Source organism: Mesorhizobium sp. M0028 (assembly GCF_040323855.1).
Taxonomy (GTDB): domain Bacteria; phylum Pseudomonadota; class Alphaproteobacteria; order Rhizobiales; family Rhizobiaceae; genus Mesorhizobium.
Genome location: NZ_JAMYVG010000035.1, coordinates 23,540 through 38,503 on the forward strand (window position 1 = coordinate 23,540; position 14,964 = coordinate 38,503).

At 57.6% G+C, this 14,964-nt stretch carries 12 protein-coding genes and 2 pseudogenes; 2 read left to right on the forward strand and 12 right to left on the reverse strand.

Annotated elements, in window-relative coordinates; genetic code table 11:
* Nucleotides 1-73 precede the first annotated feature (73 nt).
* The 7 genes and pseudogenes from NKJ93_RS32380 to NKJ93_RS32410 all read right to left on the reverse strand — a co-directional run.
* Nucleotides 74-2,008: a DUF3732 domain-containing protein gene (locus NKJ93_RS32380; protein ID WP_352593425.1), complete on the reverse strand. Its 1,935-nt coding sequence runs from the start codon at nt 2,006-2,008 to the stop codon at nt 74-76.
* A complete protein-coding gene (locus tag NKJ93_RS32385; protein ID WP_352593428.1) occupies nt 2,005-2,517 on the reverse strand; it encodes a three component ABC system middle component in 513 nt (170 codons plus the stop codon). Before NKJ93_RS32385 ends, NKJ93_RS32380 begins: the two co-directional genes overlap by 4 nt.
* On the reverse strand, nt 2,517-3,725 hold the full coding sequence (locus tag NKJ93_RS32390) for an ABC-three component system protein (RefSeq protein ID WP_352593430.1): 1,209 nt from the start codon (nt 3,723-3,725) through the stop codon (nt 2,517-2,519). The genes NKJ93_RS32385 and NKJ93_RS32390 overlap by 1 nt, the downstream gene beginning before the upstream one ends.
* A 462-nt stretch (nt 3,726-4,187) precedes the next feature.
* Nucleotides 4,188-4,496, reverse strand: coding sequence for a hypothetical protein (locus NKJ93_RS32395; protein ID WP_352593432.1), 309 nt, complete (start codon nt 4,494-4,496; stop codon nt 4,188-4,190).
* A gap of 85 nt (nt 4,497-4,581) precedes the next feature.
* Nucleotides 4,582-6,882 (reverse strand): vanadium-dependent haloperoxidase, encoded by a 2,301-nt coding sequence (locus tag NKJ93_RS32400; RefSeq protein ID WP_352593435.1) that lies wholly within the window; start codon nt 6,880-6,882, stop codon nt 4,582-4,584.
* A gap of 1,026 nt (nt 6,883-7,908) precedes the next feature.
* Nucleotides 7,909-8,196, reverse strand: a pseudogene (locus tag NKJ93_RS32405) (glycogen debranching N-terminal domain-containing protein); the annotation flags it as partial.
* 167 nt (nt 8,197-8,363) lie between these two features.
* Nucleotides 8,364-9,364, reverse strand: a pseudogene (locus NKJ93_RS32410) (glycosyltransferase family 4 protein); the annotation flags it as partial.
* Between the two features lie 187 nt (nt 9,365-9,551).
* On the opposite strand from NKJ93_RS32410, the gene NKJ93_RS32415 reads away from it, so the two are divergent.
* Nucleotides 9,552-11,213, forward strand: a complete 1,662-nt coding sequence (locus NKJ93_RS32415; protein ID WP_352593450.1) for a DNA polymerase/3'-5' exonuclease PolX — start codon at nt 9,552-9,554, stop codon at nt 11,211-11,213.
* A 21-nt stretch (nt 11,214-11,234) separates the two neighbouring features.
* Here the strand turns inward: NKJ93_RS32415 and NKJ93_RS32420 are convergent, their stop codons facing one another.
* From NKJ93_RS32420 to NKJ93_RS32430, 3 genes are all read right to left on the reverse strand, one after another.
* Nucleotides 11,235-11,873: a hypothetical protein gene (locus tag NKJ93_RS32420; protein ID WP_352593438.1), complete on the reverse strand. Its 639-nt coding sequence runs from the start codon at nt 11,871-11,873 to the stop codon at nt 11,235-11,237.
* 521 nt (nt 11,874-12,394) lie between these two features.
* Nucleotides 12,395-12,640 (reverse strand): hypothetical protein, encoded by a 246-nt coding sequence (locus NKJ93_RS32425; protein WP_352479079.1) that lies wholly within the window; start codon nt 12,638-12,640, stop codon nt 12,395-12,397.
* 83 nt (nt 12,641-12,723) lie between these two features.
* On the reverse strand, nt 12,724-13,425 hold the full coding sequence (locus NKJ93_RS32430) for a Crp/Fnr family transcriptional regulator (protein ID WP_352593441.1): 702 nt from the start codon (nt 13,423-13,425) through the stop codon (nt 12,724-12,726).
* 412 nt (nt 13,426-13,837) lie between these two features.
* On the opposite strand from NKJ93_RS32430, the gene NKJ93_RS32435 reads away from it, so the two are divergent.
* A complete protein-coding gene (locus tag NKJ93_RS32435) occupies nt 13,838-14,014 on the forward strand; it encodes a hypothetical protein (RefSeq protein WP_352593444.1) in 177 nt (58 codons plus the stop codon).
* 53 nt (nt 14,015-14,067) lie between these two features.
* Here NKJ93_RS32435 and NKJ93_RS32440 read toward each other — a convergent pair whose 3' ends face one another.
* Nucleotides 14,068-14,274: a hypothetical protein gene (locus NKJ93_RS32440; RefSeq protein WP_352593447.1), complete on the reverse strand. Its 207-nt coding sequence runs from the start codon at nt 14,272-14,274 to the stop codon at nt 14,068-14,070.
* A 474-nt stretch (nt 14,275-14,748) separates the two neighbouring features.
* The coding region (locus NKJ93_RS32445; protein ID WP_502904416.1) for a hypothetical protein at nt 14,749-14,964 on the reverse strand (216 nt) is incomplete at its 5' end.

The window sequence follows — 14,964 nt, forward strand, 5'->3', positions numbered from 1 at the left end:
CGCCATATGGCGGATTGAAGTGCCCGATAAAGGGGCTGAATGACCGCTCGCGTCGCCCTTACTCCACCATAGATCAGCGTAGCCAGTTTGCCGGAACAAACTTGATACCGTCGCGCCATTTTTCGGCGATCGAGTTGTGGAACCAGTCCTTAATAAGCTCAACATGGTCAGTGACTATGATCTGCATCCGAGGGGTGAGTTCCTCGGCAAAGTCAAACAGCAATCTAAACAAACGCGCCACCGCCAGTTGGTCCTCGTCGTCAGTGCCCGCGATCTCTCCAATATCAGCTTCGCGCGGGTAGTGCGCCTGTGACGGTTGATCCATCATCAGGAACGCCGGCACCGGGCGCTTGCGTGCTCTGAACAGCCGATGCAGCGCAAGGTGCGCAGCGATGTGATAGCCGACCCAGTTTTCACCACTGCCGATCTGCGTGAGGGGCAGAGGGCCATCGATGGTGTCGGCGACAACAGTCAGGTTTTTGCGGTCGAGGCGCAGGGCGTTTTCGCCGTGCTCAAGTTCAAGTGCTGCTGCGAACCGGGTTAGGTCACGGCTGATGAGACCAAGCGCGGTGGCCAAGCGTTCTTCCATCGCCTCCTGGTCAATCGCTTTGGCTAGTTCCTCGACTTCTGCCCCGGTGCGCGCAATTGCCAATCTAAGCCCGTCGTTGGACGTGACTGCCTGGACATTTTCCAGATAATATCCGATCCGACCGCGCACCCGTGCCCGTTCGGTGAATTGTGCCTGTTCGACACGCAGCCGCTCATTTTCAGAAATCCGCTGGCCAATGTCGCGCTGGACCGAGCGAAGCTCATCCTCTATGCGGTCGCGTTCGATTTCCAGTTCTCTTAAGCGCCCTTGCAGGCGAGGGGTGTCGCGGCCAACGGCCTGTAGTTGCGACTCCAGTCCTCGCAAGGACCGTTCAAGTTCCTCGACCGATGGAACGGGAGTCGCGAGATGGCTGTCACACAAGGGGCATAGGTCGTGGGCCGTGGCCTCGGCTGGTACCAAGCCAATAGCCGATAATCGGGCACGCTGTTCCGTGGCCTCGCGCTCGAATTCCGTGGCCTCGCGCTGCAGGCGTTGAAGATCATTGATGTCTTCTCGCACCCCTTGCAGCTGACTGCGAACCTCGCGACGACGTTCCTCGAGGTCTGATAAGTCGGCAGTAGGATCATCGACGGTGGTTGTCGGTGAATTGTTATCTGCGGCGGCTGTCGCTAGCAGCGCGCGAAGCTCTGGAATCGAATCAGGGAGGACGTCGGCAACGATAAGGTTGTGTCGGCGTGCTTCAGTGGCCAGGTTGAGTGCTGTGCCTTTGGCCTCGTCCGACAATGCTCTGGCCTCGGCGAACTCGCGCTCAAGTTTGCGTAGCCGCGCCCGAGCTTCCTCATAGCGCTTCAGTTTCAGAAAATGATCGTCCTCCATAGCGCCGAGAAAATAGGGCAGAGTGTCTTTGATGGCGGCCGGGACGTAGGGATCACTCTGCCGGTGAAAGAGCAAGCGCGGATGGGCGATTTCGTATTGAAACTGCAAGGCAAAAAGAATGGCATGGCCAGCAGACGCCTCGAGCGGCAGCCGAGTTGCACTTGCTTCAGGTTGGTAGAGGTTCTCAGAAATGCCGAGAAGCTTGGAGAGATGGGAGCGCAGTCCATCAGCGGTAACGTTTTTCGAAAACGACGCCGTGTCCGCAGGTAAGTCGTCGATTCCGCGTTGGAAGTAGATCTCGTCGCTAACCTTCGCTGAACCTGTCGGGTTCCTTCGCGCGATCAGCACGCCTTCGCCGTCACGATCAAGGAGGATGGCGAACCATGAAACTGATTGGCGAATGATCCCTCTTGGAATCGTACACTCGTCGCGCCCCCAGCAATAGTCGACGATGTCGAGCAAGGCGGACTTTCCAGTTTTGGAACCACCGGTGACAATGTTGAGGCAGCCCAAATTGAAGCGGACTTCTCGCCGTTCTCCCTCGTGGGAATATATTGCGATCGCGCGAAGTTGGACGCTCATGGTCGCACTCCCAAGGTTTGTAAAACGAAAGCCGTCGATGCTTGGTTGGCCAACCAACGGCCAAGAAAACCCGCAATGCGGCGAGCGGCTTGGGCGTCGTCAGTCGTGATCGCGGGTTTAGGAGTGAGTTTGAGCGCCCTGGATCCCAACCCAACGCCCCTGCCTGTAACCGTCAACGCACTGTGCTGCGTCAAGAACAAAAGGGCTTCTCGCGTGATGGGACGCAACGCCATGACACGATCTGGCAACTCGGCAAGCATAGCGCCATGCTCGGCCGCCCATGTGGCGAAGGTGGTGTCCGACCGGACTGGAAGTGCTGCGCGCGCGCCTGGGTGCAAAGCAAGTGGAAGGACAAGAAAGGCCAGAGCGAATGGCAATGGCCCGCCTCGGCCAATATCGTACGCTGCCACGGTTCGACTAATCAGCTCGCCACAGAAGGCCGGGTTGAAGAGCGCAGCTTGCTCTGAGGGTCGATCTCGCCAAGGCTGGGACCAACGGGTCAGTGCCATCAATCATCCTTCCGGCAGAGTCTGACGAAGTCGCGATGCCACCCGAGTCGAAGCTCGTTGGCCAGCATGTGGAACGAGCCGACGTTGAGGAAGCGCTTAACAAGTGATCGGAAGGGGAAACGTGCGTCAGTCTCGACCCACTGGTAGACATCTTGTCCCGCCTGTCTAAGCATGGGAGAGTCGGGATCTGTTGTGCCATGTTCGTCGCACATTGCGTTGAAACGTGGCTCCCATTCCTCCAACAGTGTCGTTTCGAAGCGCGAAATTTCGCCGTCAAAGACGACATGTTCACGTGTCCAGCGTGAGCGCTGTGAGAATGCGCGATAGAAATCACGTTTGGCTGACTCTATTCGATTGCCGCCGATACCTATCGCCTTGAGCTGGCGAACAAACCCATAGGCTTCGTAGGCGGCAAGGTCTGCTTCCGGTGGTGCGGCGAATTCCTGGTCAGCAATCAGGGCATTTCGCTGCAACGTCTCCCTTATTTCGTCGATACGATTCTCCATTTCTAAGATCGAGACGGTGCCTGGCGGATTTTCAATCAACGCTTGGCAGATTCGGGGCCACCACCATCCTTCGAGCAGTTCCCGGGCACGCTCGGTGCCCCCGCGCGGAACGGCCATCTTAAGCTGATCTTCGATAATCGGATCAAGCTCAGTAAGCAAAGGCTGTGCGTCTAGAACCTGAACCGCACTCAGCAATGATGCTCGCATTCGAGGGGTCAAGCTGAGAAAGGCCTTGAATGCAGGTTGCAGCGCCTGATTCTCTGAACTTTCCGCCGCCGCCGTCAAGAGTTCAGCAGCAATGCGCGCATTGTCGACGCTCGGCTCACCGGTGCCGCGATGAGGCCGAAGCAACCAAGTCGCGTCATCCGGTCGAGCCAGTCCAGTCGTCACTAGTACTAAACGGGTACGGTTCGGTAGATTTGGATCCTCAAGTGCTAGATGGCTCCAAATCCGCAGCGTCTTCCAAAGGTGAGGGGAGAGATCACCTAGATTGGCAGTACGGCGAAGATGATGTTTGGTCTGGAGGAGCTCTCGGGCCTCCCCTTCAGTCTCGAACGAGACGTCATCCAGACGCTCAACTGCAACTTCAATGCCCGCGTCACCATAGGCATGGCGAAGACATAAGGCGAGCGCAAGACGCGCCTGGTATAAATATCCAGCAGCAGATGGGGCTGCTGAAAACACTGTTCCAGAAGTGGTCAACTAAATTTCCCCCGAATCGAAAAATAACTATTCCTTCCGCTGACGCAATGGTTGCAATTGATTCCCCTCAATTGTTTTCGACGCCCAGGATGGCAAAATGTCGGACGCGCCATGGCTTATGTCCTCTCACTACCAGCGCGAGTCGGGTCTCAGTAAGGACAGCGGTGCAACGTATCGACTGCTTTCGCAAGGGTTCTACGAAACTGTCGAACCTGTCTTCACATTAGCGACCACAAGAGGGCGACCACAAGGAACGCGGTATCTTTTTCGCGAGGGCGATCACCAGTGCTTATTTGGTCAAGAGGCGGTAGTTTCGAAGGCGTGCATTTGGCGTAAAGCTGGCTAGATGGAGAGTAGGAAATAAATGCTGCTGTGCAACAGCGTTCATGCTTTGTGCTCTGAAAGTCGCATAAAAGGCAGTGTCGGCATGTCGCTGTATGCAAAACGGCTCGGAGACTGCATTCATAAGGGTTTAGCCGTACCAAGCGGCACAACATTGTGAGATAGTGTCGGCATGCGCTCGCCGGTGAGCCGTGCGAACAGCGCCGGGATCATGCCAAGATTGCTAAGCAGGCGGTGCAGCACGATCCTGTCGCGGCTGGAAAGCCAGCTGAGGGCAGCGCGCAGCAGCTCTGGCTCCTCGACCGCGACACGTTCATCATAGCGCTCTACTTTTGCTTGTCCGGTTTTTACAAGCTGGATGGTGTCGGTGCGATATTGCGCAGCGTCGACCAGCCCCAGATCAAACGCGCGGCGGGCGATGGCGCGCACCGAAACCTTCCAACGAAGCCTCATGGCAAACAAGGCATTCCAATCGAACGTACGCCGGCTTCGGACGGGGACAGGCCACGCTCATTTAGTCATAGCGAGGGAATCCCTGTAATCTCACCAGGTCGGAGAAGTTGAGCTCGTCACCAGTCCGCTTCCAATCCTCCTGTGGATTGTAGACCGAGTTTTGCTTATCATCGAACGCATCATCGACACGAAATATTTTGCCGTCCACGATGTCGATTGCCTCTCCGCTAAAGAGCGTTAGCCGAAAGAATGGCGCGCCAAGCGGCGTGTTCCGCCGCTCTCGGTAGTAGGGAAGGATGTCTCCTGCTCTGCTACCCTGCATGTTAGCGCTCGCCGTCTGCTCAATCAGAATCTTGAGCGCTACCTGTTCTCCTACGAGCATGCCTTGGATGCTGTCGCTCTTCCAATGCACGCCCGCGAACTCACGGAAAGTAGTGATGTTGCTAGCAAGCTTGTTAAGCTCTCCACCGACGGATAGCACTTTCTGCTCAGCGGCAGGGACAAGAAACTTTCCGGTGAAGTCAGGCACGTAGATTGGGTTATCGACCCCCGTCATATCATAGGTTTCATTGAACAAAGCCTTCAGGACAGTAACGCATGCTCCAGCAGCAGTGGCGTGGCCAGAAGGATAAGCAGGATGTGTCGGGCATCCTTCTGGGAAGGCTAGAGGCAACAGATAAGAGTTCACCCTGTGTTTGCTCTTCAGGAGATCAAAGACACTTGTTCGAGCCGGGTCAATATCAGTGCTAATGGGATGTCGTGCCGGCATACTGGGCTGGCGCTGTGTGCTAAGATTGACTTGTATACGCCCAGCAAACTCTTCCGGCCGCAGCCGCCGCCATCCCCACTTATGGTACCATCCGGCCTTGTGCGCGCGCGTGGAGACCTCGCTCAACAACGTGACGATATGGGTTAATCCGAAAGTGGCGAAACCAACCTGCGCTTTTGCCGTGCGGTAAGGGTTTCCGTAGTTTAGTAGCTGATCTCTCACATCGCCGAATTCCGATACGAGCGCATTAAGGAATGATATCTCGTCAGGTTGGCCGTTATTCAGAGTATTAGCGAGTACTTGGGTGTCCCCTACGCGTGGCAAACCCGCAAGGAGGATGCACGCGGCAACTAGATATTCCTGGTATATTTTGTCAAAGTGTACGTAGTTTGCTCCATCGCGGGGATTCCTGATAAAGAGCTGCGTGTCGTTGAACGCACGCTCGATCTCGCGGTCTGATATAGGAGCTGATCCGCTTGGTTCAGGCGGAAAGTCGAAGGCGTCACTCCCGATTGCACTCCGATCACCATTGTGTACCCCATGCCAGTTTTCGCCGGATCGATCGGTAGTGGGGGTGTAGAGGTAGTCTGTATCCGGCAAGACAGTTCTCTGGCGCTGACTGAGCCGAAGCGTGCCAAACCCCACCACGCCAAGGCGCGCGCTAGCCGCCCTAGCGGCACGGCCTGGCTCGGGAGTGCCGCTGAGCAGAAATTGAGAAAGGTAAGGCCCAAGCTCGACGCCGGGGAAGCCAAACCTTCCTGGGTTCTCCGTGTCGCGGAGATCAGCGCGCATGAACCGGTTCTCGGGTACACCTCCGAGAGCCGAGTAGTAGCCTGTCTTCTCAAGGTCCGCTCGTGCCTGGGATACGGCATTGCGATATTCCGTCGCTTTCTCTTGGGGGATGCCTTTCGCTAAATCCGGGCCAGTCGAGCTAGCGAAAGCTGTGAATGGAACGTCTCGTAAATACGCGCCCCAATAAATTTCGATCATCTCAGCCGCTGTTACACCAGACCGAAAACTAGGCGGCGGACTCATTCGCGATGCAGGAGGATCTAGTCCTTCGCCTTCAAATGCAAGGCCGCCGAGAGGATTAGTGAATTTGAACTTGGGAGGTGGTTTTGCTTCAGGGCCCCATGCTTTGTCTCCAATGTAGTCCGCTAAATCGTCAAAAACCTCAAAGTCAGTCTTTACACTACTTCCTGTCGTCGAGACCGCCGGATGTCTAAGCGCATTCCGATAAGCATCGTCGAGCGCGCCGTTCATGGCATCGAATGCCTCCTGTTCAGCAAGCCCCCAATTATGATCATCAAGTTGGGCATGAACCCGACGCAGAGCCTTGGAGAAATGCGTGTCGCGCCCCGGCGAGACGAAGATGTCCGTTATTCCCGGTTGGTTTGCTGCGTTATTGCGTCGAATGATACGAGCATTGTGTCGGCGATAATCGACGCTGGTGGATGGCGAGAACTCTTGCGCGACTTCGAACTCGTTGTCTTGAGCAGATGCGGTATCCGGCAGTGCGCTCGACGCGACGAGCACTGTCGATCCAAGTAGTACAGAACGACGCGAAGCAACAAATCCTTTGGCGATCGACATAATGACCTCCCATTGCATAAAGTCGATTAGACATTCCGTTCACAGATTAATGTCCCGCGCAAGACTCATACAGGCTCCCGCCGGCCTACCACCTATAGCAATTCGAGCAGGGCCGGCATGGTAGTCGCCGTGTAGTGGGATACACGGCTACAAAACGAATGAATGTACGCTAGCTTTGGCCGAAAGCGGGACGGCTGCTGCAGGATCGGCATCCTCGCCGCAGCGCCGATCCAAGTCGGCGAGAACCGATTCTTACTACCAACGCCGATGCGCCGTATCGAGCATTGCGGCGGCTGCGGCTCCGGACAACGCGCAAGATCCCAAGAACGACTATCAGCACACCGCTCAACGCCGGGCCTTAGCGGACTTCTGGGCTTCGGCTGCCTTGGCTGGACCGTTCAAGAACACTGCGATTTTGGTTCCTTCGTTTCGGCCCGGCTTGAAGGTCGATGCGCAATCTGAGTATCAACGTGAGGCCCTCGCGTCCCGGATCATTGCGAACTACATGGCCGGGATACAGGACGAGGAAGAACTTGTTTCGGCCTCCAAGCTACCACTGGGACGATAGGCGGCGGCCCCGCCACGGTGTATCGGACCGGAGCCCACCGCGAAGGGTGCGGCGGGCTTTTTCTTCGTTTGCGGGCGAATCCTAGAACACGTTGATCAACCGCAGAGAAAACAGCACGATTGCGGTCAGCACGTAAACCCCAAGCAGCCAGACTACAGGCATAAAGATGCCGGCATCGTGTTTCAGCTTCAGAGTAGCTCTTCGGAGCGACCTGTACATCTTACATCCGCAACCGGGCCGGATCGTCATCGTCGACCCGAATACCTACAAGATCGTGGTTGTCCTGAGCTAGTTGTGGCCAGACGGTCTACAGTGGGTTGATTATTGCACCAAAAGCCCGCCGCGCAGTTCGGGCGGCGTTCCCGGCTCCAGCGTCTGCAAATCGCCAATCAAGGTCCGTCCTCGGGGCGAGCAGCGAGCACGGTCTGATCGACAGCGAGGTTTCGCCCCACTGCGGCGAGATTGGTTAGATTGGCTGTGAACAGGATGTTGTCTTGCGACAAGGACGCGCTAAGCAATGAGGGCATGCGGCCAGCGATCAACAGCCGGAAGCGCGACAGGACACGCGTGTCGTCGCGGAAGAGCCCGTCGCCGGTGCTTCGTATGTCGCCGTAGCTGTCGGCGACGATGAAGCAGTCCTCTTGCTTCAGCGCAAATGCCGATGCGGTTCGCGCGGTGCGGATTCGTCGGGTGCCGGGAGAGCCAAGGCGGGATCGAGTTTGCCGTTCTTCGACTTCGGTATTCATATCAGCCAGAAGAGACTAGGCCGGTTGAGGCATACGTTTAAATCCGGCTGAACCGACGCGGAGCCATCCTCATCAACAGCGTCTGTATTCCTCAAGCTCAAATTCCGTGATCATGCGATCGAGAGAACCGTCCTTCGTCTGTTGGCCAACGATGACGAAGAGCTCCGCTAGTGAGCGTGCGACCGCAGAGGAGCCAGAGCCTGCGCTAGATTAATACTTTCTAGCGCTGGTTTTTCAGGAGCCAGATGCTTTCGCTCGCCGTCCATGAGCGACCGATAGATCGCAACATGGTCACTACACATGCGCTCGGCCGAAAACCTCTCTTCAAAAGTCCGCCGCACCAGGGCACGATTCAGGCCGCCAACCCGCCGCACCGCGTCCACAGCTTCGTCAAGACTGTCCACTATTAAGCCCGACACACCATCATCGACGACCTCTGGAACGGCGCCGCGGTTAAAGGCTATCACGGGAGTTCCACAGGCCATCGCCTCGATGGAAACCAGCCCGAAGGGTTCCGGCCAGTTTATGGGGAATAGAAGCGCTGTCGCATTGCCCAGAAATTCCGCTTTTTGCCACTGATCAATTTCGCCAACGAACTCGACGTTCGGACTGCGAAGCACCAGGGGTTCAACTCGCTCCGCCCAGAATGATCGATCCACCTTGTCGATTTTGGCCGCGATCTTCAGCGGCATTCCGGCGCGCGCGGCGATCTCGATTGCCGTTTCCGGCCCCTTTTCCGGTGAGATGCGAGCAAGGAATGCAAGATAGCCAGAGGCCTTGGGCCGGTATCGGAGAATATCGCGAGGCAGGCCGTGATACACGGTCCCAACTCAGTTGACCGGCGGCATGGGTCGGCGTTGGTCATAAGATATTGAAATCAGCGGAATGTCGTCGAATATCGCATAGAGCTGCGCCAGCTCAGGGAGATCAAGGCGGCCGTGAAGGGTTGTAAGGGTTTGCTGGGCAAACTACCGGATTATCGGGAAGTGGAGGGCGTCGACGTGAAAATGCAACACGTCGAATTCACCGGCCCGTCTGCGCACGCGTTCCAACATCATGTATGGTAGGGAATATTGTTCTGGACGTCGGGATTGAGACGCAATGCAACGTCGCAAGACGGCACCAATTCGGCCGAGGTGCATGAATCACCGCTGGCGAACAACGTCACTCCTGAATTAAAAGAAACGCGCAGCCTCCAAAGCTCTGGAAGGATGGGGCCGCGCTGACCAATCCTTGCCCAATCTGTAGCGTCCGACGCGGGAAGAGGCAGTAAAGCCGGGATTTAAAGGGCAACGCGGCGCTCATGGCCTTGCCTGATTGGAACCTGCGGAGATCGGCCTCGTTTGGCTGAAGCCATGGCAAAAATCGATCCGAGGACCGTCGCCAGTCTTTTGAGGGAATACGCGCAACGGGCGTCCATGCGCGGCGACAATCCCTATCGCACAAGGGCATACTTGCGCGCGGCAGACAGTCTGACGGGGCTGTCGCAGCCGCTTGATCGGATCATCGCCGCCGGCGCCCTCACCAAGATCCCGGGGATCGGTGAAGCGATCGCAGACATCGTGACCAAGCTTTACCAAACCGGCACGCACCCAAGCCTTGAGAAGCTGCGCGAGGATGTTCCAGCGGGCGTGATGGAGCTGTTTGCCATACCCGGGCTTCGTCCCGATAAGATACTGAAGCTTCATCAGGCGCTCGGCGTGAACTCGCTGGCGGAGCTCGAGGCCGCAGTAAGAGAAGACCGCATACGCCCAGTCAAAGGCCTCGGCGCCGCGCTTCAGACAAAGCTCCTGCAGAACCTGGCCATCGTGCGAAGCGGCGAAACGCAACTTCACCTGCACAAGGCCGCCGCCCTTCTCGAACATGCGGTCATATCGGTGAAGCAAGAGCATCCAGACTTTTCGCGCGTCGAAATTGCAGGCGACTTCCGGCGCGGTTGCGAGCTCGTTTCCGATTTCGCCCTGGTAGCGCAGGCCAGAAAATCGACTGGAATCGAGGATACGACCCTCAGGCTTGTTGTCACGGACAGGAAGCACTTTGGCGCGAGCCTGCTCGAAGCAACCGGTTCGGCAGACCACCTCAAGCAACTGAAGACGTTCGCGGCAGACAAGGGGTTCACCCTAAACGCCGACGGGCTTCATCGCGGGAGAAAGCTGATCGCGTCAGCGACAGAAGAAGAAATCTATCAAGCTCTAGACTTGCAGTTTATCGAGCCTGAATTGCGCGAAGGCAGGGACGAGATTGAGCGAGCGGCAAAGCAGAAGCTACCCGCCCTCATTCGGGATGAAGATCTGCATGGCATCCTGCATTCTCACACGACCGCATCCGATGGCACCGAAACGCTTGAGGCAATGGCGGAAGCCACGCGCAAGCGCGGTTTCGAATACTATGGTGTCGCCGATCATTCGCAGTCCGCTCACTACGCAGGCGGCCTTTCGTTGCAGGAGATTGCTGAACAGCACCGCGAAGCTGACCGGCTGAACAAGGCATACAAGGGAAAATTTCGCATACTGAAGGGCATCGAGGCGGACATCCTGGCGGATGGCTCGCTCGATTACCCGAATCACATCTTGAAGCTGTTCGATTTCGTCGTCGCGAGCGTGCACAGCCGCTTCAAGTTGCCCAAGAAGGAACAGACGGAGCGTATCATCGAGGCGATCGGAAATCCTCGGACGACAATCATCGGGCACATGACCGGTCGCCAGCTGTTGCGCCGACCCGGTTATGATCTCGACGTCGACAAAGTCCTCAAAGCGTGTGCGAAACACGGCGTCGCTGTCGAAATCAACGCACATCCGTGGCGACTCGACCTCGACTGGCGCTGGCATCAAAAGGCACTCGATCAGGGCTGCATCTTCAGCATCAATCCGGACGCTCATTCGATCCGCGAGCTCGATCACATGCATTGGGGTGTCGAGATGGCGCGCAAGGGCGGTGTTCCTGCGAAGCGGGTCCTGAACGCGATGCGTTCGACGGCCCTTCTTGCGCATCTCGCACGGCGCAGGCAAACGTTCTAACCTGCTTGTGCGCCCGGCCTATCAGCGCAGGAGTCCGTCATTCTCAAAATCTTCCCAGCCGCGCAAACTGGAGTGCGCGTTCTCGTCGGGGCCGTAGCCAGTTGAAGCTGCAGTTCCGCGACCGCTTCTTTGAGCACGTTTCATAGCGGCCTTCCCCGCGGCTCGCCGCCTATTCTCTGCAGCTGTCGCTGCGTCCTGTTCGCGCCAGACCGTAACCAGGTCGCGGTCAAGCACATCCTCCACGTGCTGCGGGTTGAACACGTGAAAGGTGATGTTCCTTGCCCGCCCGCGGAGTTTCACCGTTTTCGTCCCGGCGCTCTGCAAGCGACCATCTTTCAGCCAGCGGTGCCGTTCGGCCGTCGAGATCGTCAGAATGTCCTGGATTTCACGGGGGATTACGGGCAGGTCTTCGATATTCTGCAGTGCTTTGGATACGATCCCGAATACCACCTGCACATCATTCTCGGCGCCCTGAGACACGCGCAGGGTAAGCACGCGGGACTCGATATGGAGCAGTTTCCTGAAGTCCGTTGGAAGGCGGGCGCGTATTTCGAGAAAAATACCCCTCGCTCTGACGGACGATCCAAACGTTGCAGCCGGGGTTAAAGGCCACTCTCCAATCAGCTTCGCTGTTGCATTGATTTTACGGCGCGTGGACATGCCCCTTTATATAGGTCCCCGATAGTCGGCAGCGATGAGCCGATCGCAAAGCCAATATGAGTTCTAATCCGCCAGCGGTCTGAACCACGATGCCCAAAGGCGCAACCACGATTGTGAGCGGGGCCGTTTGCAACTTCGGCTAACAGGAAACGGCAGAGTTGATCTCGAAGTGCGATATCAGGCGCGTTGCCGCCTGGCGGCTGTACGTGGGCCACAACCTGACCGTCCGTGATTGGGAGCCACATGGCTAAAGCGGCTGTTCCGCTATTGAGCCTCGACATGCGTCCTAGGGATCCGCGGCGTCGAGTTCAATCGCGAATCCCGCATCGATCGCGCTTCGCGCAATGAGATCGCCAAGTTGCCAGTCCGTGAGTTCGCAAAGGGAAGCATTCTCCTGATAGTGTGGCTAACCTCGGATATCGAAATCCTCGGGCTGCCGATGTTGTCGATCAGGTGGCGGACAATCGCTTGGCGAACGTCCGATAAGGTAGGCGTCTGCGCGAGCGCAGGCATCACCGGCCCTATGAATGGAGCCGTGGTTCTGCGGCCACGGCTGTTTTTAAGTCGAACGCGACTGGCACACCGTGAATAATGGATGCTGCCGCCAAGAGCTCCTCCAGCTCGCGGTCGGTGGCCCTGCATGCGGGCATGAGTGTTCGGATGGCGCGGATTGCCTGTGCTATCGAAAGGAAGTGGGCCTTGCCTCTGGAGAGAACATAGGCTTCGGCGGCTCTTTCAACCGTGACTGTGTCAAAAGTGGTGGTCATCGAGAATTCCTCCCTGAACCCTGACCCACACGATTTAGGGCACGAATTCGGTAGCTTGCAAGGGTTTGTCTGATTTAGGACAGTTAGGCGGAGGCTAGGCCGAAGTGACTTTGCTCCTCCTCCCCGTAAGCACCATGCGTGAGTCGTATCATTCCAACGCGGTCGATAATCGTGATCTCGCCGCGCTTGGCGTGAACCAGCCCCCGATATTCAAGCATTTGGAGGGCCGTGGTAACGCCGGGGCGCTGGGCACCAAGCATTGTCGCCAGGAATTCATGCGTCAGGTAGATCTTATTTCCTTCGACGCGGTCTTGGACCATCAGCAACCAGCGGGCCAAGCGCTCCTCGATTTTGGAGTGGCCGTTGACCAGTGCCGTCCGGGACGACTGGATGAGGAACGCGTGGGCATAGCGAAGCAGTGACTCGCGAAGGGATTGGCTCTCCGCAATCGCAGAGCGAAGAGCTTCAACCGGGAGGATCCAGCCATTACCTGCGACTTGGATATAGGTTTCATTGGGCGACTTGTCCTGGCCGAGAATAACGGCAACTCCTGTCATGCCGTCGTGGCCGACGATGCCGACCTCGCTTTGCCGCCCTCCGGTCATCGTAGCGACCACCGACGCGATGCCCATCTCTGGAAAATACACACGCTGGATCGGCTGATAAGAGACTTCCAGCTGGTCTTTGATGTTGAGTTCGACGTGATGCAGTGACGGCCTCAAAAGCGCGAAATCCTCCGAGGAGAGGGTTTTCAATACATGGTTGCGAAGAAGGGATTGGGGCATGGCTCTCTCTCCATGCGGGCAAGAGCACGTACCTCTTACTGTCGGCTGCGTCCGACGCGCTGGCGGCCGATGTGGGAAGCATAGGCTTCAAATGTGCGGTTGGCAAAGAGTCCGTGCCTGGCGAAAGGCTCGGGGAATGTCGGCTTGAGTCCCGTAGGTGGTGGGCGCTTCTTATGACTTATGAGGCCGGTCACGAATGTCCGGAACCGGCCTAAGCAGATCGGCAGGTTTCGAGCATCGAGTTGGCAAAAGCAGTCGTTCAGCTCACGTGATGAGTTTCGGGCGCCGTCGCCTTGCGCTTACCGACATTGTGCTTCACCCGTTCCGGCCCTCCTTCTTAAGCGCAGTAACTTTGAAACAAATCCTGCCGGCAGGCGTTCCAGCATGGTGGGCGGCGTTGCCGGAGGACCCAATGCCCGACGAATACAATGACATCGTCATCCCCCAAAACCACGATGCATCGCCACTTCGGGAGGAGGAGTATTTCGTCCTCTGGCCGGCGTGCGGCCAAGCGTTCGACATCAGGTGTATGGCAGAGGCGCTTCATCACAACGAGCTAGGCCACGAGCCATACGACCTCGACTCGTAGTCGGCAGTGATCGACGACCGTCGATGATCGTTTGGAGATGTCCCTTCAGGCCTCTATACGAGCCGGGTCGAGACCAGCACCGAGCTCTCGCTCATCTGGCCGGTCGCGTTGCCGACCGATCGGCCTGACGAATCCCTGTCGCGAGGGCGGATCTTCGCCGGCACGCTATGTCTTGACGATACCTTGCGGGCTTTCAGCAACGACTTGATGCCGTTGTGGTCGTCGTCGATGCGGCCGCGGCCGACCGAAAGCTTCGACAACGTATGCACCGCATGCGACAGTTGTTGTTCATCCAGGGCGACGGCGCCTACTCCACCGCAACCATGTCGCCCAGTTCTGTCACGACACTCCGAAGCAGACCTGCTCCCGGCACCGGGTGCCGGGACCAACATGTGATCTCCATAATGCGTAAGAGCCGGAGGTCCATCGCCGGCGACAAGGCGCTCATTGCAGAGAAAGGTTACGATCTATCGGGTGCCCGCGGCCTTCACGCGAAATGTTGCTGGGCGCCTCCTTCGACAGCGCGCACATGCGACACGTCCTGGCCGGGGGCGCCGCCTGTTGCCGAGAGCGACGATCGCGAGTGCGCGAACGGCTGGACGGCAAGCGCAAACGTTCCTGGACTGATGCTCGGCTGGCGGCAACTTGCTCGCCAGCCGAGTTTATCTTAGCCGGTGGTCGGGGGAGACCAGCCAGCCACACGCTGGTGATTCCAACCCGAGCCGATGTGCCAATCAGCAACCTTCGTCGGTCTTTTTCACTTGGCCCGGCGCGGCGGTATTGGCTGTCGTGTCCTGCTGACCTGGCGCAGCCTGCTGAGCGCTGCCAGTCTGCTGGCCGGGCGCGCAGTCTCTGGCCGAGTTCTGATTTGTGGTGCCGCTGGTGGTGGTCGTGTCGGTGCCCTGATCGCCGGACATGTTGGTCCCGCTGCTCGTCGTGCCGGTGCCCTG